Origin of the sequence: Eubacterium sp. 3_1_31 (assembly GCF_964249515.1) — a bacterium.
Classification (GTDB): Bacteria; Bacillota_I; Bacilli_A; order Erysipelotrichales; family Erysipelotrichaceae; genus Longicatena; species Longicatena caecimuris.
On the sequence record NZ_CAXUBY010000016.1, the window covers coordinates 17,274 to 41,494 of the forward strand.

Sequence of the window (24,221 nt, forward strand, 5' to 3'; positions counted from 1 at the left end):
ATCACAAGGAAAAGTTGCTTGTGCAGAGAGTCACCGTTGTGGTTGCCTTAGACCTCGGTACGGGGAACACAAAAAATCCTGAATATGAAAGTGAATAGTGGACTATCAGATATTTGATAGATTATAGGGATACTTGTTAAAAGCGGGTGTCCCTATTTTTTATGGGGCATTCCAGAAATGGAGTGTCTTTTTATACCAAAATATTAAAAATTCAGGAGGAAAATGAAAATGACAAACACAGCGTTAAGAGCAGAGAATAGCAATTCTCGCACAATTACTTTCAAGAGCAGGGAACACGAAAAATTTTATGAGGAATATCTGAAAAAATGCAGATATCAGGATGTCTACCATCGGGCTTTGGTTTATTGCCTGGGTATCGACAGAGACACAAGAAATAATGTGAATAAAATCTATAATTTTAAAACTGGATGTGTAAAAACGGAATGCCTGCTGGAAGGATGGCAGACTAGTGGAAGTTTACGGATTGTCCGTATGGCATTTAACCTTTACTGTAATGGAACACCAAGTGTCGGAGATTATGAGGCAGAGGAAGATCAGTTAAAAGAGTGTCAGTATTATACCGTAGAAGATCTGTTTTGCTGCGGATATGCCCGGTATTTTTGGGAAGCCATTAAAATCCGTTATCCAGAGTATTGTTTTTACAAAGACTGGGAGGATATGTATGCTGAAAATTAGATTACAGGGTACTTTAAAGGATATTCAATGGTTTCGTCGTATTTTGGAAAAGCATAAAGAATTGGATGTCCTGGAAGTATCTGATGCTTATGCAAATAAAGGAACAAGTAAATATTTTCGTGTTTATGTAGAAGTAGAAGAAAAACAGTAAATCGGAGGAAAGTATATGTGTAAAGTAATTGCTATTGCAAATCAGAAGGGCGGAGTAGCCAAAACAACGACAACCATCAATCTGGGAGCCGGACTGACAAAGAATGGGAAAAAAGTAGTGCTGGTAGATGCAGATCCGCAGGGACATCTGACAATGGGACTGGGATTTCCAAAAAATCTCAAAGTGACTTTAAAGAGTATGATGGAAAATATCATCATGGGACTGGAGTTTGATCCAAAGGAAGCAGTCTTGCACCATGAAGAAGGGATGGATCTGATTCCGTCCAATAAATTGCTTGCCGGAATGGATATGTCCTTATTTACTGTTGAGGATAGGGAAAAAGTACTGAAAGAGTATCTGGAACTATTGAAAGATGAATATGATTATATTCTGATTGACTGTATGCCATCATTGGGAATGCTGACAATCAATGCGTTGAGTGCAGCGGACAGTGTATTGATTCCGGTACAGCCACAATATTATGCGGCAGATGGACTTATGGAATTACTGAAAGTGGTAAAAGGAATCCATCAGAGGTTTAATCCGGAATTGCAGATAGAAGGTATTTTGTTCACAATGGATAATTGCCGTTACAATAATGCAAAGAGAAACAAACAGGCAATTAAAACTACATATGGAAATGACATTAAGATTTTTGAGCAGACGATTCCGAGAACGGAAAGTCTTGCAGAAACAGCATCTGAAGGTGTAAGTATATTTGCTTATGATGGAAAAAGCAAAGGGGCAGACAGTTACAGAGAACTGGTTCAGGAGGTGTTGAAACATGCGTAGACCGAAAAAAGAGATTCAGCTTACCTCTTATGATGAGTTACTGGGATTAGAAGAATCACCGGAAAAGAGTATGAACCAGGTTGTGGAAATAGAACTGGAAAAGCTCTATCCTTTTAAAAATCATCCATTTCGTGTGAGCGATGATGAAAAAATGGATGAGACAGTAGAGAGTATTAAAAACTACGGTGTTTTAAATCCTGCTCTGGTAAGACCCCGATCAGAAGGTGGATATGAACTGATTTCAGGTCACAGGAGAAAAAGAGGCTGTGAACTGTGTGGCAAAACAACTATGCCGGTCCTTGTCCGAAACTATACAGATGATGAAGCTGTCATAATTATGGTCGATTCCAACATTCAGCGTGAAAATATTCTGCCAAGTGAAAAGGCTCATGCCTATAAGATGAAATATGACGCTATGAAACATCAGGGAAGTAAAGGCGAAAAATATACGGCAGATATGGTTGGTGAAACAGCCGGGGACAGTGGAAGAACCGTGCAGAGATATATTCGTCTGGCTTCATTATCAGATGGATTATTGGAATATGTGGACGATAATAAAATCCCTATGATTGTGGGTGAAAAATTGTCTTATCTGAAACCACAGGAACAGGAATGGCTTCTGGAAGGAATTGTCAACAGTAATATCTTTCCGACAAAACAACAGGCAGAACAATTAAAGGAATGCAGTGCAAATGGAAAATTAACTCAGGGTTATATCTATGCCGTTTTATTGAAAAAAGAAAACAGTAAAATCAATGTAACAATTCCGGCAAAAAAAATCGGCAATTATTTTCCAGAGACATATTCTAAAGAACAGATAGAAGAAGTTATTTTTATGCTTTTGGATAAGTGGAAAGAAAACAGAGAAGGAGTAGCAGATGCAGAAGATACAGTTTGATTATTTTACGGGAATGGAAGCGGAACAATACAGCTTTTATCGTGTCCCGAAAGTGCTGTTTACAGAATCATGCTTTAAAGCTCTTTCTTGTGAAGCAAAGGTATTATACGGCCTGATGCTGGACCGTATGAGCCTGAGTATTAAGAACCGCTGGCTGGATTCAGAGGACAGAGTATATATTATTTTCACGGTGGAAGAAATTGCAGAGCTGATGAACTGTGGAACCCAAAAGGCAGTGAAGCTGGTAAAAGAGCTGGACAGTAATAATGGGATTGGACTGATTGAAAAGAAACGTTTGGGACTGGGAAAGCCTAATGTTATTTATGTGAAAAATTTTATGCTCAGAGAAGTGCCAGACCAAAAGCCGATGGATAGCTGTGCAGATTTGCAATCAGAGCAGAAAAATCATAGAAAATGTGCAGATCTGCAATCTGAGCAGGGAAACCATGAAGAATGTGCAAATCTGCAATCAGAAGCTGAGAATAGGGAAAAAACAGGCACTTTTCTGAATTGTGAAAATCATCATTCAGGAGTAGTGAAATCCACAATTCAGGATTGTGTGGAATCACAATTACAGAATGGTGAAAATCACAATTCAGGAATGATGAAAACCACAAATCAAGAATTTTCAGAATCACAATTCCAAAATGGTGAAAATCATCATTCAAGAATAGTGGAAATCACAAAACCAGAATATCCGAAATCACAATCTAATAATACTGATATTAACAAGACTGATATTAGTGAAACTGAGATAAATCAATCCTATCCAATCATATCAGGTAATCTGAAAAAGAAAAGGGATGTGATGGAGGAGATGCGGACATATCGGGAAGTGATTCATGAAAATATAGATTATCAATATCATGCCAGAGAAGATGTGGATGAACTGGTAGAACTGATGATTGAAGTTATGATGATGCCGGAGGACAGTATGATTCGGATTGCAGGGACAGAAAAGCCAGTTGCTTTGGTGAAAAGCAGGTTTATGAAGCTGAATTATTCACATATCGAATATGTGCTGTTTTGTCTGAATCGAAATACGACCAAGGTTGGAAACATTAAAGCATATCTTTTGACTGCCCTGTATAATGCCCCGGCAACGATAAACAGCTATTATCAGGCAGAGGTTAATCACGATATGTATGGAGGATAAAGGAACATGAGAAATATGATAAAAAAAGTTATTGTTCCAGCACTGGTGATTGTTGTATTGTTTGCAGTGTTGAGACCGCTTTGTATCCAGGATGGGAAGTGCAATTATTTATTGCTGTTGCTACTGATGGGGATACCATTCGGAATTGGAAAAATGTGTGTCTGGATGGTTCCAAGAGGGTTTGACCTTGGAGGAACACTGGCAGTATGGACAATGAATTTTCTGATCGGAGGATTGATAGGAAGTGTCGTTCTTCTGGCAATGGTTGGACAGGCAATCATTTATCTTAGTGTTTTCTTGCTCACAGTTATTACAGGAATACATAAAATACCGAGAATAAAATGAAATAGATCTTTTGAAAAGCAGCTAAGACAAAATTAGCTGCTTTTTTTCTGGAAACTTTGCGACACAATGTCGTAAAGCTGGGATAAATTGCAGGAAAGGAGACACCGTATTGAGCAATCGTGCAATTTCCACAGAACTTATTGAATTGGGAGAACGGATCAGAAAACGCAGGCAGGAAATGAAGTTGTCACAGGAATCTTTTGCGGAAAAAGCAGGTATCAGTGTCAATACGGTCAGCAGGATAGAAGGAGGGCAAACGGCAATGTCTGTTGAGATTTTCAGGAAGATGATTGAGATCCTGGAAACAGATGCCAATATCCTGATGGGAAAAGAGGGGGACGATGCAGAAAAAAGAAAGCAGTTTGAGGAAGTATTTTATCGTATTCAGAAGATGGAATGGAAAGAGCAGAAAATTATCATGCAGACAATAGATTCACTGATAGAAAGTTTTAATGAGTACAGGTGAAATTTCACCATATATGGGGTGTAAAACAAAAAAACTCCCCATATATGCTAAGGATAATAGTTTTTTGTGCTGTTAAAATAGCAAACAGAGAGAAAGAGACAGAAACAAGGAAGGGAGATAGGATTGATGACCAGACAAGAAAATTTAATCTATCGGAAGCAGTGTCCCTATGATGCAATGGGAGACTATTCTGTTTTAATGGAAAATGAAAAGAACATAAAAACGGAAAGAAATGCAAAGAAGTCTGACCGGGACATCAGACGGAAAATAAAATAGAGGATGCTGTAAATTAGCAGAAAGGGCAGTAAGGAAGTTTCAGGCTCTCGTTAAAAAAAACGGGTGTGCCGGAAGCTGTTTTTTACTGCCCTTTTGCCAGTAGATCAGTAATAATCCTATCCTTTCTGCTGATGGGCACCTGTTGCCAGCAGGCAGAAGGGTGGTAATCATGCTGACATTGCAGGAATTGAAACAGGTTGTAGGTAACAGGGAAGAAAGAAGAAAGGTTCCGTCCGCCAGGTATTTAAGAGAAAACGATGTGGCAGTTGTAAAGCAGAGACTGATAGATGGTGCGGAAATTATTGCGTATCAGACAGGATATGTTTTCTATTGCGTGGGTGATTATGGAACGGTTTTTCCTTTATTTACCTGTCGAGATTATGTATATGAAGCAGGAAGAAAAATAACAGTTGTTAAGGAAGATTTTTTTGATAATCAGCCCTGGTATGTGCGGTTGATATTAGAAGGTGAAGATCGGCTGTGCAGGAACAGGGAGGTACGAGAACATAATAATTGCATTTCATACAGCCATATTTCAGAAGGCTGGTGTGAATTGGTGGATAAAAGGCAGAATGTACTTGAAAAACTGATCATAGAAGAAGCTATTGGAGAATTCATGGATCTGCTGACTGACCGGCAGAGACAGGTGATCCATCAAATTTATTTTCAGCAGCGTACACAAAGAGAAGTGTCACGGGTGTTTGGAATTACAGAACCGGCAGTATCAAAATGTATTTCACAGGCAAAGCAGAAAATGAGAAGAAATGCAGGCAGACTGATCGGAGTGCTTCAGAAGGGAGAATAAAAGATGCGTGGTAAAAAACCAAAGGAAAGACAACGGTATGTGCTGCGTGTAAATGAAACTCTCATAGAAGTTACCAGAGACGTATATCTGGCATGGTACCAGTCAAGAAGAAAAGAAAGATACCAGCTTGAAAAAATGCAGAAAAATGGTGTGTGCGGAATAGAAAAAGTAGGGGAAACGAGTTACAACAGTTATTTGCATATATTATCACCAGAAGAAATAGTCATCAGGGTGTCAGAAATACAAGAGCTGCAGGAAGCACTGAAATATTTGTCAGAAGAAGAAATGGAATTGATAAGATTATTATTTTTTGAAGAGTACACAGTTAAAAAAACAGCACAGTATTTCGGGTGTTGTACAAAGACAATCAGAAACAGGAAAAACAAAGTATTGCAGAAACTAAAAGACAGGCTGGAAACTTTGTAAGTTTTTGCTGTTTCAAAAAAATTTTATAAAAAAATTTCAAACAGGTTAATTTTTGCCCTTTCACACATGCGGTTAGTGGAGGGGCAAATGTCTATTTTAATTCAAAACAATAAATTCCCCCCTAAAAGTGAACCTTGACAATTTCATATCAGCAGCAAGAGGATACCTGAATTTCCCAGCTACGCATCTGGCGGCGGGCATTCGGTGACAACGTGAAGGGCAATGGATGAGAGGCACCCTTGGCAGGAATGATTACGAATTACCTCTTGCGGCTTAAATAGCTCAATCCTGTTTTTATTTAAAAGTCAATCCAAGACATAAGGGAGGTGGTTCCTATGATTGATTCATGCAGGTGTAAGCCTGAACGAAAGTGGAGTAAATTATCGAAGAAAGAGAGGACTCAGTCAAAATGAAAATGCGATTTAAAAGATTCTTGTCAGGATTTATGGCAGTTGCAACTTTGGCGTCTGTTATCGTTCAACCAGTCACGGTTTCTGCTTCTGAATTAGAACCAGAGCCAACTTCATTTGAACAGCAATATCCGGAACTGCAGGATGTGCAGGATACTCTTGATAAAGATGAAATTGTGGAAGCAAAGGATATTGAGATTCCCTATGGAGAAGAATTTGAGGTGGAAGTCGATCTGTCCGGTATAGAGGGCGTGAATGAAAAAAAGGTGAAAGTTTTATTCCATGAAGCAAAGAGTGAAGCCGGTACAGATTTTGACGCACATACACCGGATACCTACAAAGCTGTCTATGCAGTAGATCCAGTCAGCGGTCACCCAGCTTACAGAGTAAGCAGAAACATTACGGTAAAAGAGCCAGAAACAGAAGAACAGACAAAGAGTTCTTCTGAAAATACAGTTGGTGAAGGAAATGCCGGTGAAACAGAAGATTCCGGTAATGCGGAGGAAGATGCTGATTCGGACAGGGCAAAAGAGATTGTGACTGATCTTACAGATGGACAGGAAGTAACAACAGATGAAGAATCTGGTCTGACTGTTTCAGAAGTAATGGATCAGGCAGAAAATGAAGGAATTGACTTGTATGAGATGGAGCCGGGTGAAACAGTGACATTTATGGCGGCAGCAGGAAATGCAAGAAGTTCACAACAGGTTTCAGTGACAAGAGGTGCCGAATACCGATATGCGGATTATGGTTATGGAACTTATCTGACGTATCAGTATACCGTAAAATTCGGTAATGTGTCCGCCACAGCTTATTGTGTACAGCCGTCCAAACCGGGACCTGGTACGGGAACATATACAATTAATAAGGTTGGGGATGGCAAAGCACTGGCTAAAGTATGCTACTATGGCACAAAAGCCTCTGGCGATGATGGATTTTTTACAGAAGAAAATGGCTATGGAAACCTGAGTGCAGGAGCCAGATTTATTCTGGTACATCTTGCTGCGTCATATGCGAATGGCAGTTCCGATGCTTTTTCTGGTGCAAACACTACTGCACAGAATCTTGCGAAAAAACTTTATAATTATTGTATTTCTCAGCCAGATATTCCGGATGTGGCAATGTCTTTTTCAGATGCAGATGTGACAGCTTATGTAGATGGCAACAGCCAGAGAACAAAGGAAATCACTTTTAAAGCAGATGAACTGCAGAGTATCACAATGAAACTCCCAAGTGGTGTGAAACTCCATAACGTGACAACCGGAAAGACAAGCAAAGCTGGCGAAGCAGTGGAAATCAGTGGTGGAACCAAGTTTTACTTATCTGCACCTCTTACACAGGTACAGGATGTCGCAGGAAACTGGTCTGCAACGATGAAAGGCAGTGTAACAAAAGATTATTCTGCGTATAAGATCAGTACCGGATCTAGTTCACAGGACCTGGCACTGGTATTTGGTGAAGGTGTGGATGATGAAAAATATGTGGACTTCAAAGTAACATGGGTACAGTACGCAAGTGTTAAGGTGATTAAAAGAGATGCAAAAGCAGACGCAAAGCTGGCAGGTGCCGTGTTTGGTTTATACAGTGATGCAAACTGTACAAATTTGATCACAAAGTTACCGGCAACTGATGCGAATGGGGAAGCGTCCGTACAGATCATTAAGACACAGAATACCGTATATCTGAAAGAGATTACAGCTCCGACAGGATACCGTATCAATGCAACTGCCTACAACGTAAAACTGGAAGTCAGCAAAACAGCAACTGTGACTGTTCCGGATGAAGAACAGATGGGCCAGCTGACTGTTTATAAAGAAGGTCAGGTTCTGACAGGTGCAGATGTCACCGAGAATGGAACAACATTTAAGTATGAGAAACGCAGACAGAAAGGTGCGATTTATGATGTGTATGCCGGGGCAGATATTAAAACTGCTTATGGTGCCAAGGTTTACAGCAAGGGTGATCTGGTCAAAGAGAATCTGACAACAGACTCGAATGGGGCAGTCATTCTGAAAAATCTGCATCTTGGTACATATATCGTCAAAGAAAAACAGGCTCCGACCGGATTTTATAATGCCGGGGAAGAAAAGTCTGTCACTCTTTCTTATGCAGGACAGAATGTAGATGTTGTTTTTTCTGAGACAACCTTTACGAATGACAGACAGAAAGCAGAAGTGATTGTGACAAAGCAGGATAAGGATACAGAAAATCCTCTGGATGGAGGAATTTTTGGACTTTATGCAGCCAGTGACATTAAAAATGCAGATGGAACGGTTGTTGTAAAGAAAGGCACTCTGATTGAGAAAGTGACAACTGGAAATGATGGAATGGCGAAGTTTACCGCAGACCTGCCGCTGGGATTTTCCTATGATGTAAAGGAAGTACAGGCTCCGGAAGGCTATCTGAGAAATGCGGATGATGTCTATACGTTTACTTTTTCTTATACAAACGATAAGGAAGCGAAACTGACATTTAAGCATACCTTCAGAAACGAGCGTGTGATAGCAAAGATTTCCTTACAGAAGCAGGACAAAGAAACAAAGAAGGCTGTTCCACAGGGAGATGCTACTTTAGAAAAGGCAGTCTATGGACTGTATGCCCGTGAGGATATTGTCCATCCGGATGGAGCAACTGGTGTGATCTACAAAGCAGGCGAGCAGGTTGCCACTCTCACAACAGATAAGAATGGACAGGCTTCCGTAGATGGATTATACCTTGGTAATTACTATGTAAAAGAGATTACTCCGCCAACGGGTTACCTGGCAGATGAAGAAGAACATGATCTGGTCTGCAACTACGAGGGTGATCTTGTAGCGGAAGTGAAGCGTGACTGTCTGTCTCTGGAACAGGTGATGAAGCAGCCATTTGAGATTATCAAGGCAGCGAACAACGGAAAGACAGATGCCGATTTACTGAAAGGTGCAGGATTTACCGCTTATCTGGTATCATCCCTGACAGTAAAAGAAGATGGCAGCTATGACTTTGATTCTGTCAAGCCGGTAGTGATAGGGGAAAATGGTGCAACAGAGATCTTTACGGATGAGAAAGGGTATGCCCGCAGTATTGCACTTCCTTATGGAACTTACATCGTCCGTGAAACAACCACGCCACATAATTACACTCCGGTCAATGATTTCATCGTGCAGATTACGGAAAATCATCCGACTACACCGCAGGTATGGAGAGTGCTGCTTGACAAAGAGTTTGAAGCAAAGCTGAAGATCATCAAACAGGACGATGAGACAAAGAAAGCAGTGCTTCAGAAGAATACAGAGTTTAAGATTTTTAACCTGGATACAGAAAAGTATGTGGAACAGGTAACAACCTATCCGACGACGGTAAAACACAAATCTTATTTTACAGATGAGCAGGGATACTTAATCCTTCCACAGAATCTGAAAATTGGACATTACCGTATTGAGGAAGTGAACGCACCTTATGGATATACGCTCAATGAGAATTACTATGAGGTGAATGTAGATTCCAATACAGCATATCAGATGGACGGAACTTCCGGCGATGTGATCATCGAGATTGCATACGAGAATCATCCGGTTAAGGGAGAACTGAACATCGTAAAACAGGGTAAGGTCTTAAATGGTTATAAAGATGACTTTACTTATCAGAAAGAAACTCTGGAGGGAGCAGTCTTTGAGATGTATGCTGCAGAAGATATTTATACAGCAGACTTCCAGAAAGATGATAACGGAAACCGTATCCTGGAGTATGCTTCCGGGGAACTGGTAGGAACTGTTACCACGGATAAGGATGGAAAGGCACAGATCACCGACCTTCCACTTGGAACCTATAAGATTGTTGAAAAGACAGCACCAGAGGGCTTTGTGTTAAACGAAGAAGCACAGACAGTAACATTTGAATACAAAGACCAGAAAACACCAGTCATCGAGCAGACAGCAACTTTTGAGAATGACCGTCAGAAAGTGGAAGTGTCCGTAGTAAAACAGGATGCAGAGACAGAAACGGTTGTGGCAGGTGCAGAGTTTGGCATCTATGCAAAAGAAGATATTCTGACACATGAAGAAGTGATTGTGAAGGCAGATACCTTACTTGGAAAAGCAGTCAGTGGGGAAGATGGAAGGGCAGTATTTGACGTTGACCTTCCATTTGGTACTTACTATATCAAAGAACTTGCAGCTCCGGCAGGGTATGTCTCTTCTTTTGAGACTTTGGAAGTGACTGCCAAATATCAGGGACAGGATGTGAAAGTGGTAGAGCTGGAATCTGTATTTAAGAACCAGCCGACAAAAGTAACCTTTACGAAGTCCGATATTACGACAGGCGTGGAACTTTCCGGGGCAACGCTTACGGTGCTTGATAAGGATGGAAATGTGGTAGATACATGGAAGTCTGTAAAGGGTGAGGAACATCTGATTGAAAGACTCACAGCCGGGGAGACGTATACCCTTCGTGAAGAAATGGCTCCTTATGGCTATCTGATGGCGGAAGAAGTTTCTTTTACTGTGGACGATACTGCCGAGATCCAGAAGGTAGAGATGAAAGATGCAGTGCCAACCGGAACACTTATCATCAATAAAAAAGGTGAGTTCCTGGAGAAAGTATCTGCACTGGATTCCATTGGCGGGTGGATGAAGCATCTGTTTGAATATCTTTCCGGTTCCCTGAAAGAGGTTACTTTTGAGGTTTATGCCTTAGAAGATATAAAAGCAGCGGATGGCGAGAGTGAAGATTACTACAAGAAAGATGCACTGGTAGCAACGATCACGACGGATGAAACAGGCGTGGCAAAACTGACAGACCTTCCTCTTGGCAAATACTATGTCAAAGAGAAAGAGACAGCAAGTGGATATGTCTTGGATGGAGAAACTCGTGAAGTAGATTTGACTTACCGTGACCAGAATACCGCAGTTGTTACTTATTCCGCTGACTGGCAGAACAAACGTCAGAAGGCAGAAGTGAACGTGCTAAAGAAAGAAAAAGATTCCGACCGTGTACTGGAAGGGGCTGTATTTGCCCTGTGCAATAAAGAAGATATTGTCAATGCAAAAGGCGATGTGATCCTGAAAGCAAATACGGTTATTGAGGAGCAGGCTACGGATAAGGAAGGAAAACTGACCTTTACGGCAGATCTGCCACTTGGCTATACCTACTATGTGAAAGAAACTTCCCCGGCACCGGGATTTGCGACAACAGACCAGGTACAGGAATTTACTTTTGAATATGGTGGGGCAGATAAGGAAACACTGTCTTATGCGTTCACTTTTGAAGATGAGCCGACAACCGTAGAGTTTACCAAAACATCCCTGACAGACGGAAAGGAGATTGAGGGAGCAAAACTAAAAGTCACAGATGAGAGTGGAAACACTGTGGATGAATGGACTTCCGGTAAAGAAGCACATATCATCAAAGAACTGACCGCTGGCAAGAAGTACACCATGACAGAAACACTTCCTGCGGACGGTTATGTGACAGCAGAGAGCATCACTTTTACGGTGGAAGATACCAGTGAAGTACAGAAAGTGGAAATGAAGGATGATGTGACAAAAGTGCAGATTTCCAAGACCGATATTTCTGGTAAGGAGCTGCCAGGAGCGAAACTGACAATCCTTGACAAAGATGGAAAGACCGTAGAAAGCTGGACATCTGAAGAAAAACCACACTATATTGAGATGCTTCCAATCGGGGAATATACCCTTCGTGAAGAAACTGCACCGGACGGTTATCTGGTTGCAGAGGATGTAAAGTTTACGGTCAAAGATACTGGAGAAATCCAGAAGGTTGTGATGAAGGATGAGGCGAAACCGGAGGAAACTCCAACAGAGACACCGACGGAAACACCAGAAACCACACCAACGCCGGAGACGAAAACCACAAAAGAAACAAAGAAATCGACTTCACCAAAGACAGGAGATAATACTCCGATTCTGTTCTGGATTCTGCTTGCAGGGGCTGGAATGGCTGGTCTTGGTGGCACAGTGATTCTTCGCAAAAAGAAAAAATAAGAGATCATAGGATTTTTCAGTAATGGATGAGGGCATTTATGGACACAGGATTCATAGATGCCCTTTTGAAAAATTTCAAGAGATGTGAAGGGAGAAAAGAAGATGACAAAAACAGTATTGATCGTTGCTGCGGCTGCAGTATTTCTGGTATATGGATTTGTCCTTTGGTGCTGTATCAAAGTGGGGGCGGAATCAGAAAAAGAATATATGAAACTGGCAGAAAAGAGAGGAAAGGAGCAGCAATGTGATAAATGAGGATAAGACAGCAGTGAGAGAAGAAAGGGCGTGGTGTGATTGCAGGATGAAGTGAATGAGAAAACAGTCTCACTTTGTATCCGCTGTGGCAAGGTCACTGCCAACTTGCTGAAAGCTGCCATGGTAAAGGCTCTTGCAAAGATGGAGCAGGAGAAAAAACAGCAGGGACAGAAAACAAACCAGAAGCAGCCCCAGAAGGAAAAGGAGGATAAGACCTACAAGGGAAAACAGAGCCTTGATAAGCTGATGAAGCAGAATGTACAGCTGTCCAACATTGAGATCACAGATGGAAACATCAAGTCTTTTGAACGGGTAGCAAAGAAGTACAGCATTGATTTCAGCCTGAAAAAAGATGTGACTGCGGACCCGCCAAGATACTATGTGTTCTTTAAGGCAAGGGATGCTGATGTGATGACTGCCGCTTTTAAGGAATACACGGGCAAGTCTCTGAATAAGGACAAAAAACCATCTGTGAGGAAGAAGTTACAGCAGGCAATCACCAAATCGCTTGCAAAGCACAGGGAACTGGAGAAAACAAAAGGAAAGGAGAAGGAGCCGTCATTATGAGCAGATTACAGAAGTTGCTTGGTGTAGGAAAAGGATACCTGGAGAGATTACCGCCGGTGGATGTACATAAGCTGCTTCGGATTGTTCTGATGAATCTTCCATATATCGTGATCTTTTATGTGGGAAATAAGCTGGCATGGTTATATCAATACTGTGTAGGTGATTCCATGATAGAAAGACTGATGGTACTGATCTTAAATTTCCAGATGGCATTTAGCAGGATTCTCCCAAGTATGCATAAAAATGAATTGCTGGTTGGGATTACTGGAGCCGTGGCAGTGAAGCTCATGGTCTACATGAAAGGAAAAAATGCCAAAAAGTTCCGGCAGGGAGTGGAGTATGGTTCGGCAAGATGGGGGACGGCAAAAGACATTGCACCCTTTATCGACCCGGTATTTGAAAACAATATCCTGCTGACCATGACGGAACGGCTGACCATGAATGGCAGACCAAAGAATCCGAAATTTGCGAGGAACAAGAACGTGATCGTGATTGGCGGATCTGGCTCAGGAAAGACACGTTTTTATGTAAAACCCAACTTGATGCAGATGGGAAAATACATCAGTTATGTGGTCACGGACCCGAAAGGGACGATCATCATTGAGTGCGGAAAGATGCTGGTACGGCATGGATATAAAGTGAAAGTATTGAATACGATCAATTTTTCCAAGAGTATGCATTATAACCCCTTCCACTATATCCATTCGGAAAAGGATATTTTGAAACTGGTAAATACGATCATGGTGAACACGAAAGGGGAAGGCGAGAAGTCCAGTGAGGATTTCTGGACGAAAGCAGAGAGACTTCTGTACTGTGCCCTGATCGGCTATATCTGGTATGAAGCACCGGAAGAAGAACAGAACTTTGCGACCCTGCTTGAGTTTATCAACGCTTCCGAAACAAGGGAAGATGATGAGACATTTAAAAATGCAGTAGATATGCTGTTTGAGGAACTGGAAAAGGAAGAACCGGAGCATTTTGCAGTACGTCAGTATAAGAAATATAAGCTGGCGGCAGGAGATGTATGCTCTAAGTGACTTCTTAATCATGGTTTTTTGTCATGGTTAGTGAAGCAGTCACTTAGAGCATTTTCATTTCAGGAGGTACAGCCATGAGAAACGAGAAAATCACCCCTCTGTATGAGCGTTTGAGCCGTGATGATGAATTACAGGGCGAGAGTAACTCCATAAGCCATCAAAAGCAGATGTTAGAGGAGTTTGCCCGCCGGAACGGTCTGCCGAACCCCACCCACTTCACCGATAACGGCGTATCGGGAACCCGTTTTGACCGCCCCGGCTTTCTGGCGATGATGGAGGAAGTCGAGGCCGGACGGGTGGAGGCCATTGTTATCAAAGACATGAGCCGCCTGGGGCGTGACTATCTGAAAGTCGGCCAGGTTATGGAGATTTTGCGGCAGCGCGGCGTCCGGCTGATCGCCATCAACGACGGTGTGGACAGTCTGAAAGGCGATGATGATTTTACCCCGTTCCGCAACATCATGAACGAGTTTTACGCCCGCGACACCAGCCGGAAAATCCGCTCCGTGTTCAAATCCAAAGGCATGAGTGGCAAGCACCTGACCGGCACTGTCATTTACGGCTATCTGTGGGACGAAAAACGGGAACACTGGCTTGTAGACGAAGAAGCCGCCGAAGTGGTACGCCGTATCTTTTCCCTGACGATGGAGGGCTACGGCCCCTATCAAATCTCCAAGCTGCTGTCCGAGGCAAAGGTTGAAAGCCCCGCTGTCCATCTGGCACGCTTTGACGAAGGAGTAAACAGGACGAAGCCGGTCAAAGACCCCTACGGCTGGGGATCATCCACCATTGTGAACATCCTGAAAAAGCGGGAATACCTGGGCCACACCATCAATTTCAAGACCCGCAAGCACTTCAAGGATAAGAAAAGCCACTATGTTGACGAAAGCGAGTGGACGATTTTCGAGAATACCCATGAGGCCATCATCGATCAGGAAACCTTTGACAATGTGCAGCGCATCCGGGCAAATGTCCGGCGCTACCCGGACGGCTGGGGCGAGGCCCATCCCCTGACCGGCCTGATGTACTGTGCCGACTGCGGCGGCAAGATGTATGTTCACCGCACCTACAACGGAAAACGCGACCCGCAGTTTACTTGCAGTCAGTACACCAAAGTCCCATGCGGGACGCTCTGCGGCACACAGCACCGCATCCGAGCCGAGGCTGTCCTGACCCTGATAACCGATATGCTCCGGGCCATCGCGGAGTATTCTAAAAATGACCGGGCTGAGTTTATCCGCACCGTCCAGGAAACGCAGGCCGCCCAGCAGACCGCCGATATATCCAAGAAGCGGAAACGGCTGGCCGCCGCCCAAAAGCGGGCCGGGGAACTGGAAAAGCTGATTTGCAAAATCTATGAGGACAATGCCCTGGGCAAACTGCCGGACGCCCGGTATGAGGCCCTGGACACGCAGTACGCCAAAGAGCAGGACGCCCTCAATGGGGAAATCGCTGAACTGGAAAAGGCCGTTACCGGCTACGAGCAGAGCCGGAAATCTGCGGAGAAGTTTATTGCCCTGATTGACAAGTACGAGAATTTCGACACGCTGACAAACACCATGCTCAACGAGTTTGTAGAGAAAATCCTTGTCCATGAGCGCGCCCGGAAAGGCAGCCAGGACACCACGCAGGAGGTTGAAATCTACTTCAACTTTGTGGGCCGGTATATCCCGCCCGCCTTGCAGCCGGTTCCCCTGACCCCGGAGGAACAGGAAGAACTGCGGAAGAAGGAGGAACGCAAGGACAGGCTTCACCAGAACTACTTGCGCCGCAAGGCAAACGGCAAGCAGAAGGAATGGGAAGAACGCTACAACGCCAAACGCAAGGCCCAGGTGGAGGCGGCAAAGGCCGCAATCCGGGCCGAGGACATGGAGAAAGGCATTTTTACCACCGTTAGCCAGTTGCCCAGGCAGGAGCCGCGCAAGGCCACCGTATCGGCCAGCGCCGCAATTTAACCATTACAGTGCAAAGGAGAATGAACATGAGCGAATTGACTTACACCCGCTGCGGGGATTACTACATCCCCGACCTGAAACTTTCCGAGCAGCCGGAGGCCCCCATTGGCAAGTATGGCCGTATGCGGCAACGCTACCTGAAGGAATACCGGCCCGGTCTTTACAGCAGCTTGATTTTGAGCGAAAAACTGTACCCGCACCTGTTGGAGATTGACCGGGCGGCGCGTGAACGGATGGACGCCATGCTGCCCCGGATGATGGAGGCAGCGGGCGTCACCGAGGAACTGAAAGCCCGTGACCCCATGCACTGGGTGGGGCTGATGAACACGCTGAAAGCGCAGGCGGAGGAAATTATTAGGAACGAGTTAATATTGCAAAAATAAAAAAATGATAATAACTTTAAAGAGATGATTGCACACAGCAACATCTCTTTTTTTGTAGTAATTATTTAATTCCCTGTACCATTCTATATTCTCTCGGCCCCATGCCATAAGCATTTTTAAATAATTTTGCAAAATGACCCGAACTATGATAGCCAACTTTTGCGGCAATCGTGGCAATCCCATAGTCAGAATTTTTCAGCAAAAACAATGCCTGATTTAATCGCATTTCTTTCAAATACTCATACGGAGATGTCCCGTAATATTTCCGAAAGGCAAGCTGATACCGGGCGTAGCTCATACCTGCAATCTGCGCCAATTCCTCGCCAGATGGATAGGCAGACAAATCCTTTTTCATGTGTGTAACTGATTTTTTCAAGCCACGAATATCTTTGTAATCTAACTTGACAGAAATATGATTTTCTTTTTTTTCCATCCCCTTAATAACAAGTGACAGTAATTCCAGTACCTTGCTTTCCAGATACAAGTGCAGCGTTTGTCCTACTGCCTGACAATCCCTGATCTGTTGAAAGACAAAATTAAGCTCCGGCAGATTTGGGTTTTTAAGCAAGTATTCCTTTGCCATTTTGGATTGTTCATAATCTTTTCCATAATGCACCCGAAAATAGGTATCGAAATACTTTCGTGTCAAAATAATTTTTGTAAACCTTACTGGCTTTCCTTTTTCACAGTAGACGTAGGTGGTTTTTTGGTTATTTACATAACAATAAATCCCCTTGCCTACGGGCTGCGTTTTCCTCCCTCCGATTTTGAAAGAACTGCTGTCTGTTTCAAACTGGCTGATTTCCATATATTCTTCGGAAATAGTTGCAATTTTTTCAAAGGTTTCCTTTGGCGTGTAGTCCGCAATCAGAATCATTAGCAGATCATTCTCAAAGCGTATGAACTGAAACGAGCCACTTCCGTAGTCGGAAAGCATACGATAGTAAAGTGTGCCATCCCCTGACAATTCCTGTACTTTTGCAAAGTGCATATTTTCTGGAAGCTGCAACAAGTAGTCTGCAATCGAAAGAGCCATTTTTCATTCCTCCCTACATTTTCTTAAAAAAGGTCACAATCCAATTTTTATCAGTCACGATTTTATAAAAAATCGCATTATAAAACTCCTAAAAGTGGCGAAAACACAGCACTTTACGCTGCTTTCAAAAATGAAGCTCAAAAATAGCATGGCTGTTGATTTTTCAATTCTAACCTGTAAAATGAATTGTGTCAAGGTTAGTGATTGCTAACCTCAAAAAAGAGAAAGGAGGTTCGTTTCTTATGGAACAAAAACGAACCGGATTATCCTATGTTTTCACCCTTGCGAAAGGGGAACGTGGAAAGCTGGGTGTAGGAATGTTACTGGCTGTCCTTTGCTCGGCGTTATCGCTGATCCCCTATCTGGTGGTGTATCAGATATTGCTTCTGATTATCCAAAATGAGGTAACATTTGGCGCTATGGTAATGTGGGCCTGCATTGGGATTGCGGCTGCCATCTTACAAGCCATCCTCATGTCTTTTGCGGGGATCTGCTCCCATGTGGCAGCGTTCAATACCATGCACAAAATCAAAGTAAAGGTGCTGGAACATATATCCAGATTCAACCTGGGCTTTTTTCAGGAACACTCTCCCGGACAGATCAAGACAACGCTTTTTGACGATGTGGACAGAGTAGAACAATTTTTAGCGCACAGTACATTGGAACTGGCACAGGCGATTGTCGTTCCTCTTATGATGTTTCTTTTCATGCTGCGGCTGCACTGGGTTATGGCCCTTGTTATGCTGATTCCTATGATTTTGGGAATTGCTGTTCCGATGATGATGGTTAAGAATTACCCGGATATGTCGGCGGAACTTGCGGAAGATACGGAAAAACTTAATGCTTCTGCTAATGAATTTATCACGGCCATGCCAGTCATCAAAATGTACCACTTGACAGCGGAAAAATTCGAGCAGTATCGGAACGCACTTCACCTTTATACGACCTGTTGGAAAAAGATGTGCGTGTCCTCCTGCAATCCTCTGTCGATTGCCCTTGTAGTATTAGATTCCGCCATTCTCTTTACGCTGCCCTTTGGCGGCTGGCTATACTTAAAAGGTTCTCTGCCGGTAGCTTCTTACCTGCTGTTTATTTTGCTTACCATGTGCTTTTTCACTTCGTTCCTAAATCTGGTTACGATTGTTATGCAGTCGATGGAGCTTGGCAGCGGTTTGGACAATATCAAAAAGATTATGGATATGGATGAAATGAAAAGTGGGAGCAAGACCCTGAAAAAAGACGGCTGCTATGGAATTGATTTTGAGAATGTGACCTTCAATTATACCGGCGGAGGAAAAGACGCGCTCACTTCTGTAAACCTGCACTTGGAGCCGGGAACGGTCAACGCCTTTGTCGGCCCGTCCGGGGCTGGAAAGACAACGGCGGTTCAGCTTCTTGGGCGATATTGGGACACCACAGGCGGAACCATCAAAATAGGTGGAGTACCAATTACCGACCTGAAAACGGAAAATCTGATGGATTTGACGGCTTTCGTCTTTCAGGATGTTTTTCTTCTGGAAGATACCTTACTGGAAAATATCCGTATGGGAACCAATGCCAGCGAAGAAGAAGTGCGGCAAGCAGCAAGGGCAGCACAGATTGACGATTTCATTATGGGCCTGCCGAAAGGCTATCAGACGCGGATTGGCGACGAGGGCGTAAAACTCTCCGGCGGCCAGCAGCAGCGGATTTCGATTGCAAGAGCAATTTTGAAAGACGCTCCTATCGTCGTTTTCGACGAGGCGACTTCCTACTCTGACATTGAGAATGAACATAAAATCCAGCTTGCCCTGCAAAATCTTCTGAAAGGAAAAACCACAATTATGATCGCCCACCGGCTCCATACCATCCGGGACGCAGATAAAATTGTTGTTTTTCAGGACGGTACCGTGGCCGAACAGGGAACCCATCAGGAATTAGTAAAAAAAGGCGGCGTATATGGCCAGATGTGGGAAATTTATACACAGGCCACTATCGGAAAGGAGGCGGTTTAAATGCTGCGTACCATTAGGAAGCTGCTTGGAGAAAAAAGCAAACAGATTAAGTTTCCGATTGCCTTAATGGGCGCGGACGCTGTTCTTAGTATCGTTTTATATATTGTTCTCTATATGACAGTCATTCAGCTTTTAAGCAACACGCTTACGGCAGGTAAAATTGTTACCTACACGGCGATTTGCTTTATCAGTGTGATTGCCCGGCTGGTGATCTATCGGAGCGCCTATTATCTTTGCTTCGCAAGGGGCGCAGAAATGTGTGGGGAAATGCGGCTTGACCTTGCCAATCATTATCGCTCATTAAGTCTTGGCTATTTCAACCAGAACAGCAGCGGCTATCTTCTTGGAACACTGACAAAGGATTTAACCAATTTTGAGCTTGTGATTACGCATACACTCCCGTCTATTGTAAAAACCGTAGTAATGGCGGCTCTGGTGCTGATCGGCACATTCTTTATTAACTGGAAACTGGCGATTGCAGAATGTGTTGTGCTTCTAATTGCCATGCCGGTCCTCTCTTGGGGCAACCGTCTTGTGGAAAAATACGGGACACAGAAAAGGAATCTCACCGCAAAAATGATTTCGATTGTCTTAGAGTATGTCAAAGGGATGAAAGTTTTTAAATCCCATAACATGACAAGCTCCCACTTTTCCAGAATGACAGATACGCTGAACGCAATTCGCAAGACAAATGTAAAAGCAGAGGTAAAAATGGCGGCTCCCACCAGTATGTATTCGATTGTAGCCAATTTCCTGCTTCCTCTTGTTCTGTTGGTTGGCAGCTATCTGTTTCTTGGAGGTACGATTGCCCCCGATCAGCTTGTGGCCTTTATGCTGATGAGCCTTGCGCTGTCTGCTCTGCTGATTGCTTTTGAACACTCTTATAATCTGTTGAAAGACCTGAACTTGGCGGCACACAATCTGGAACAGGCGTATGACACGAAGCCGCTTTCTTACAAGGAAGAAGATGTAAAGCTGTCGCATTTTGATATTGCCTTTGAACACGTCGATTTTTCCTATAATAAGCAGTCTGATGTTTTGACGGATATTAGCTTTTTTGCAAAGGAAAATAGCGTTACCGCCCTGATCGGGCCGTCTGGCTCCGGGAAATCCACAGTTGCAAATCTGATTGCCCGGTTTTGGGATGTGTCAAAAGGAACTATCCGCATTGGCGGCAAGGATATAAAAGATTTAAACCCGGACGGGCTTCTGCACTATATCAGCGAGGTGTTTCAGGAAAATACGCTTCTGTCGGACACGATTTATAATAATATCAAGGCTGGCCGGGAGAACGCAACAGAGGAAGAAATCATAGAGGCAGCAAAGGCGGCACATTGCCATGAATTTATCGAAAAGTTGCCGGAGGGGTATCAGACCCGGCTTTCCGAGGGTGGCAATACGCTTTCCGGCGGCGAAAAACAAAGAATTGCTATCGCAAGGGCCATTCTGAAAAATGCACCTATTCTGCTTTTGGATGAATCGACGGCTTCCCTTGACGCCGACAATGAGGCAAAAATCAATCAGGCGTTAGACCGCCTGATGAAAGGGAAAACAGTATTTGTAATTGCCCACCGGCTGAATACGATTCAAAATGCAGACCAGATTATTCTGTTAAATCAGGGGCGTATTGAAGAAATGGGAACCCATGCGGAGCTGCTTGCGAAAAAAGGCCATTACTATGAAATGGTTCAGGAGCAGGAAAAAGCAAAGAAATGGATTGTAAAGGGGGCATAAGTAGAAGCTGGTAAAGGAGGCGATACCGATGGGGCTGCTTGATCTATTACTGGTTGCTGTTGGGTTATCAATGGACGCTTTCGCTGTTTCAGTCTGTAAAGGCTTGAATACCAAAAAGCCCCCGGCAAAAGCAGGGCTTATCGCAGGAATATATTTTGGCGGGTTTCAGGCGCTTATGCCTACGCTCGGATATATCTGCGGAGGAACAATTCGCCAGTATATTGAGGCGGTTTCTAAATATGTCGCTCTGTTTCTTCTGTGCATAATCGGTATCAACATGATTCGTGAAAACCTAAAAGGTGAATGTAAAGGGACAAGCGGGGCCTTGGGCTTTACCGTTATGATTCCGGCTGCGATTGCTACAAGTATTGACGCTTTCGCAGTCGGCATAACACTGGCGGCCTTAAATGTCAAAATTCTTCCCTCGGTCGCATTGATAGGAACTACGACATTCTTAATTGCACTGGCAGGTGTATGGATTGGACATTTTTTCGGAGATCGGTTAGGAAACCGAGCCGGAATATTAGGCGGCGTGATTTTAATTTTAATCGGAATACGAATTTTTATTATGGGCTGACAAAAAGGATTGGAGGAATTAGAACGAATGAAAAAATTAAATGAATTGGGTGATGGCTCCTGCGGAACGATTGTCGCAATCACCGGGGATAGCCATTTTCAAAGCCGGATAACTTCTATCGGGCTTACCATAGGAAGCAGGATTGAAGTTATACAGAATCCTAAAAAGCAGCCGGTTCTTCTGTATAACAGAGATACAATGGTTGCGCTTAATAAGAATGAAGCAGAAAAAATCATGGTGGAGGTGAGGCAATAATGGCTGAAAAAACGATTGCCCTGCTGGGGCAGCCTAATTCTGGAAAATCAACTCTTTTTAACGGATTGACCGGCTCCCGTCAACACGTTGGAAATTGGCCCGGAAAAACTGTGGAGCGTAAAGATGGCTTCTTTTCCCATAATGGCATAACCTACAAAATCGTGGATTTGCCGGGTACATATAGCCTTTCTGCTAACTCCGATGAAGAAGTGGTAACGAGAAACTATATTTCCAGTGGAGAGGCCGATCTTGTATGTATTCTGGCCGACGCTTCACAGTTAAACCGAAGCCTATTTATGCTGGCTGATTATGCTGGAATCCATGTTCCTGTCGTATTGCTTTTGAACATGATGGATGTAGCCGAGGGACAGGGAAAGAAAATCAATGTAACGGGATTGCAAAAATCCTTGGGGATTCCTGTTGTTCCTATGGTTGCGGCAGACAAAAAGCAATACCAGCCGTTCTTTAACCTGTTGGAAAATCTTGATAAAAGGGCCTCTTTTCTAAATGCTGCAAAGTTGGAGCAGCTTTGCCGGAAAAATATTGGCGATGAATATTCTGCAATTTTAGAATTGCTCCCAAAGCAGGGAATTGAAATTTACTCTGCCTCGTGGTTGGCTGAAAAGCTGCTGGAACAGGATAAGCTCGCACTCTCTTTTGTTCAAGGGAAAACAGAACCGGGGATATTTGAAAAAATAAAGAGTTTAATCAGTCGTGTAAAAGATGGAAATTTGCGGACGGCAGATTGTAAATTTAAGTGGATTGACACACTGATTCAAGAAAATGTGGCAAGTAGCAAAAAGAAAACCAGCCGCAGCCGATTTGATAAAGCAGCCACCAGCAAGCGGTGGGGAAAACCTATTGCTATTGGTATGATTGTGTTGGGGCTGATCGGTTCCATGCTGATTGGTATGCCCCTTATGGAACTGGTAGGGGCGCTGATCTCCGGCATTTCAACGCCGCTGGCAAATTGGCTCCTTAGTGTTGGAGTTGCCTCTGTCATTGTATCGCTCTTGTGTAATGCTGTATTAACGGCTGTTACGTTTGCCTTGCAAATGGCTTGCTATGTATTTGGAATCAGCCTTGTTTTCGGATTTATGGAGGACATCGGGTATATGGCCCGTATCTCCTATGTGTTTGATAATACTATGACGAAACTTGGTTTGCAGGGGAAAGCGATTATGCCCTTTCTTGTTAGCTTCGGCTGCAATATAGGTGGTGTCACCGGCACAAGAGTTATTGATTCTTGGGGACAGCGTATTTTAACGATTGCCCTTTCTTGGGTAGTTCCCTGTGCTTCTACCTGGGGTGTAGTTGGTCTTATCAGCGGTACATTCTTTGGAGGAAAAGCCGTATTTGTAATATTGTCCTTGTTTGCTGTGGCCTTTTTGCACATTTACATTACCTACAAAATTTTTGGACGTTCTTTAAACAAGGAAAATGACCGTACCGGCCTGATTATGGAATTACCACCATATCATAAGCCGCACTGGAAAACCCTGTTCGGCTCTGTATTCAACAAAATGGGAAGTGTTCTTAAACGGGCGCTTAGTATCATCATTTGCATTTCCGTAATATTCTGGCTCCTTTCCTATACGCCGGATGGAAATGTGACAAACAGTATTATTTATCGCATTGGAACTTTTATTGAGCCGGTAACAATGTTCTTTGGTTTGCCGTGGCAGTTGTTTATGGCCTTTGTTGCTTCTGCGATGGGAAAAGAATCAGCCCTCGGTGTTATGGCCTCCCTGTTCAATACGGCTGGCATTTGGGGCGCGATCGAGGGAACAAGTGCGGTAGATACAGCGGCGCTTAGTACAAATCTGCTGGCTACAATATCTCAACCGGAAGCTCTGGCTTTCCTGTTTGCGTTTTTCTTCAATATGCCTTGTTTGATGGCATTGGCGTCAACTGCACAGGAAACTCATTCTATGAAATGGACAGTAAGGATTGCCCTTTATTATATTCTTTCTGCATTGATTTTGGCAACAATCGCATACCATGTTGGCCTTGTCATTTTCTAAAG

At 43.5% G+C, this 24,221-nt stretch carries 20 protein-coding genes and 1 pseudogene; 20 read left to right on the forward strand and 1 reads right to left on the reverse strand.

The window, feature by feature from the left end:
- Positions 1–228 precede the first annotated feature (228 nt).
- The 15 genes and pseudogenes from ACESSZ_RS08160 to ACESSZ_RS08230 all read left to right on the forward strand — a co-directional run bounded on the left by ACESSZ_RS08160 (position 229) and on the right by ACESSZ_RS08230 (position 16,599).
- Positions 229–696 carry a DUF6075 family protein gene (locus ACESSZ_RS08160; RefSeq protein ID WP_096241087.1) on the forward strand — a complete coding sequence of 156 codons (468 nt, stop codon included), beginning with the start codon at positions 229–231 and terminating at the stop codon, positions 694–696.
- A complete protein-coding gene (locus ACESSZ_RS08165) occupies positions 683–847 on the forward strand; it encodes a hypothetical protein (protein ID WP_004612805.1) in 165 nt (54 codons plus the stop codon). The genes ACESSZ_RS08160 and ACESSZ_RS08165 overlap by 14 nt, the downstream gene beginning before the upstream one ends.
- Before the next feature lie 15 nt (positions 848–862).
- Positions 863–1,639 carry a ParA family protein gene (locus ACESSZ_RS08170; RefSeq protein WP_117802099.1) on the forward strand — a complete coding sequence of 259 codons (777 nt, stop codon included), beginning with the start codon at positions 863–865 and terminating at the stop codon, positions 1,637–1,639.
- Positions 1,632–2,537, forward strand: a complete 906-nt coding sequence (locus tag ACESSZ_RS08175; protein ID WP_173725876.1) for a ParB/RepB/Spo0J family partition protein — start codon at positions 1,632–1,634, stop codon at positions 2,535–2,537. The genes ACESSZ_RS08170 and ACESSZ_RS08175 overlap by 8 nt, the downstream gene beginning before the upstream one ends.
- Positions 2,518–3,693 (forward strand): replication initiator protein A, encoded by a 1,176-nt coding sequence (locus tag ACESSZ_RS08180; RefSeq protein WP_096241084.1) that lies wholly within the window; start codon positions 2,518–2,520, stop codon positions 3,691–3,693. Before ACESSZ_RS08175 ends, ACESSZ_RS08180 begins: the two co-directional genes overlap by 20 nt.
- A 6-nt stretch (positions 3,694–3,699) precedes the next feature.
- Positions 3,700–4,038 (forward strand): DUF6050 family protein, encoded by a 339-nt coding sequence (locus ACESSZ_RS08185; protein ID WP_096241083.1) that lies wholly within the window; start codon positions 3,700–3,702, stop codon positions 4,036–4,038.
- A 109-nt stretch (positions 4,039–4,147) separates the two neighbouring features.
- The gene (locus ACESSZ_RS08190; RefSeq protein WP_096241082.1) at positions 4,148–4,504 is read left to right on the forward strand and encodes a helix-turn-helix domain-containing protein; all 357 of its coding nucleotides are present in this window, start codon (positions 4,148–4,150) and stop codon (positions 4,502–4,504) included.
- Between the two features lie 445 nt (positions 4,505–4,949).
- Positions 4,950–5,585 carry a sigma-70 family RNA polymerase sigma factor gene (locus tag ACESSZ_RS08195; RefSeq protein ID WP_096241081.1) on the forward strand — a complete coding sequence of 212 codons (636 nt, stop codon included), beginning with the start codon at positions 4,950–4,952 and terminating at the stop codon, positions 5,583–5,585.
- Between the two features lie 3 nt (positions 5,586–5,588).
- Positions 5,589–6,011, forward strand: a complete 423-nt coding sequence (locus ACESSZ_RS08200) for an RNA polymerase sigma factor (RefSeq protein ID WP_096241080.1) — start codon at positions 5,589–5,591, stop codon at positions 6,009–6,011.
- Between the two features lie 445 nt (positions 6,012–6,456).
- Positions 6,457–12,402, forward strand: a complete 5,946-nt coding sequence (locus ACESSZ_RS08205; RefSeq protein WP_499842739.1) for a SpaA isopeptide-forming pilin-related protein — start codon at positions 6,457–6,459, stop codon at positions 12,400–12,402.
- A 102-nt stretch (positions 12,403–12,504) separates the two neighbouring features.
- Positions 12,505–12,657 (forward strand): hypothetical protein, encoded by a 153-nt coding sequence (locus ACESSZ_RS08210; protein ID WP_004612794.1) that lies wholly within the window; start codon positions 12,505–12,507, stop codon positions 12,655–12,657.
- Between the two features lie 39 nt (positions 12,658–12,696).
- Positions 12,697–13,224 (forward strand): PcfB family protein, encoded by a 528-nt coding sequence (locus ACESSZ_RS08215; protein WP_004612793.1) that lies wholly within the window; start codon positions 12,697–12,699, stop codon positions 13,222–13,224.
- An 89-nt stretch (positions 13,225–13,313) separates the two neighbouring features.
- Positions 13,314–14,243: pseudogene (locus ACESSZ_RS08220) on the forward strand (type IV secretory system conjugative DNA transfer family protein); the annotation flags it as partial.
- Between the two features lie 92 nt (positions 14,244–14,335).
- Positions 14,336–16,216: a DUF4368 domain-containing protein gene (locus ACESSZ_RS08225; RefSeq protein ID WP_499842740.1), complete on the forward strand. Its 1,881-nt coding sequence runs from the start codon at positions 14,336–14,338 to the stop codon at positions 16,214–16,216.
- 26 nt (positions 16,217–16,242) lie between these two features.
- The gene (locus tag ACESSZ_RS08230) at positions 16,243–16,599 is read left to right on the forward strand and encodes a TnpV protein (protein WP_412264803.1); all 357 of its coding nucleotides are present in this window, start codon (positions 16,243–16,245) and stop codon (positions 16,597–16,599) included.
- A 61-nt stretch (positions 16,600–16,660) separates the two neighbouring features.
- Here the strand turns inward: ACESSZ_RS08230 and ACESSZ_RS08235 are convergent, their stop codons facing one another.
- Positions 16,661–17,635 carry a helix-turn-helix transcriptional regulator gene (locus tag ACESSZ_RS08235; protein ID WP_417341930.1) on the reverse strand — a complete coding sequence of 325 codons (975 nt, stop codon included), beginning with the start codon at positions 17,633–17,635 and terminating at the stop codon, positions 16,661–16,663.
- Positions 17,636–17,877: 242 nt separating this feature from the next.
- Between ACESSZ_RS08235 and ACESSZ_RS08240 the strand changes: the two genes are divergently transcribed.
- Genes ACESSZ_RS08240 through feoB form a run of 5 tightly spaced genes read left to right on the forward strand, consistent with a single transcriptional unit; the run spans position 17,878 to position 24,219 of the window.
- A complete protein-coding gene (locus ACESSZ_RS08240) occupies positions 17,878–19,629 on the forward strand; it encodes an ABC transporter ATP-binding protein (RefSeq protein ID WP_412264808.1) in 1,752 nt (583 codons plus the stop codon).
- Entirely contained in the window at positions 19,630–21,363 is a 1,734-nt protein-coding gene (locus ACESSZ_RS08245) for an ABC transporter ATP-binding protein (RefSeq protein ID WP_412264811.1), read from the forward strand.
- Between the two features lie 22 nt (positions 21,364–21,385).
- The gene (locus tag ACESSZ_RS08250; RefSeq protein WP_499842747.1) at positions 21,386–21,940 is read left to right on the forward strand and encodes a manganese efflux pump MntP; all 555 of its coding nucleotides are present in this window, start codon (positions 21,386–21,388) and stop codon (positions 21,938–21,940) included.
- A gap of 27 nt (positions 21,941–21,967) precedes the next feature.
- On the forward strand, positions 21,968–22,195 hold the full coding sequence (locus tag ACESSZ_RS08255; RefSeq protein WP_173703697.1) for a FeoA family protein: 228 nt from the start codon (positions 21,968–21,970) through the stop codon (positions 22,193–22,195).
- Positions 22,195–24,219 (forward strand): ferrous iron transport protein B, encoded by a 2,025-nt coding sequence (gene feoB, locus ACESSZ_RS08260; RefSeq protein ID WP_412264817.1) that lies wholly within the window; start codon positions 22,195–22,197, stop codon positions 24,217–24,219. The genes ACESSZ_RS08255 and feoB overlap by 1 nt, the downstream gene beginning before the upstream one ends.
- Positions 24,220–24,221 lie beyond the last annotated feature (2 nt).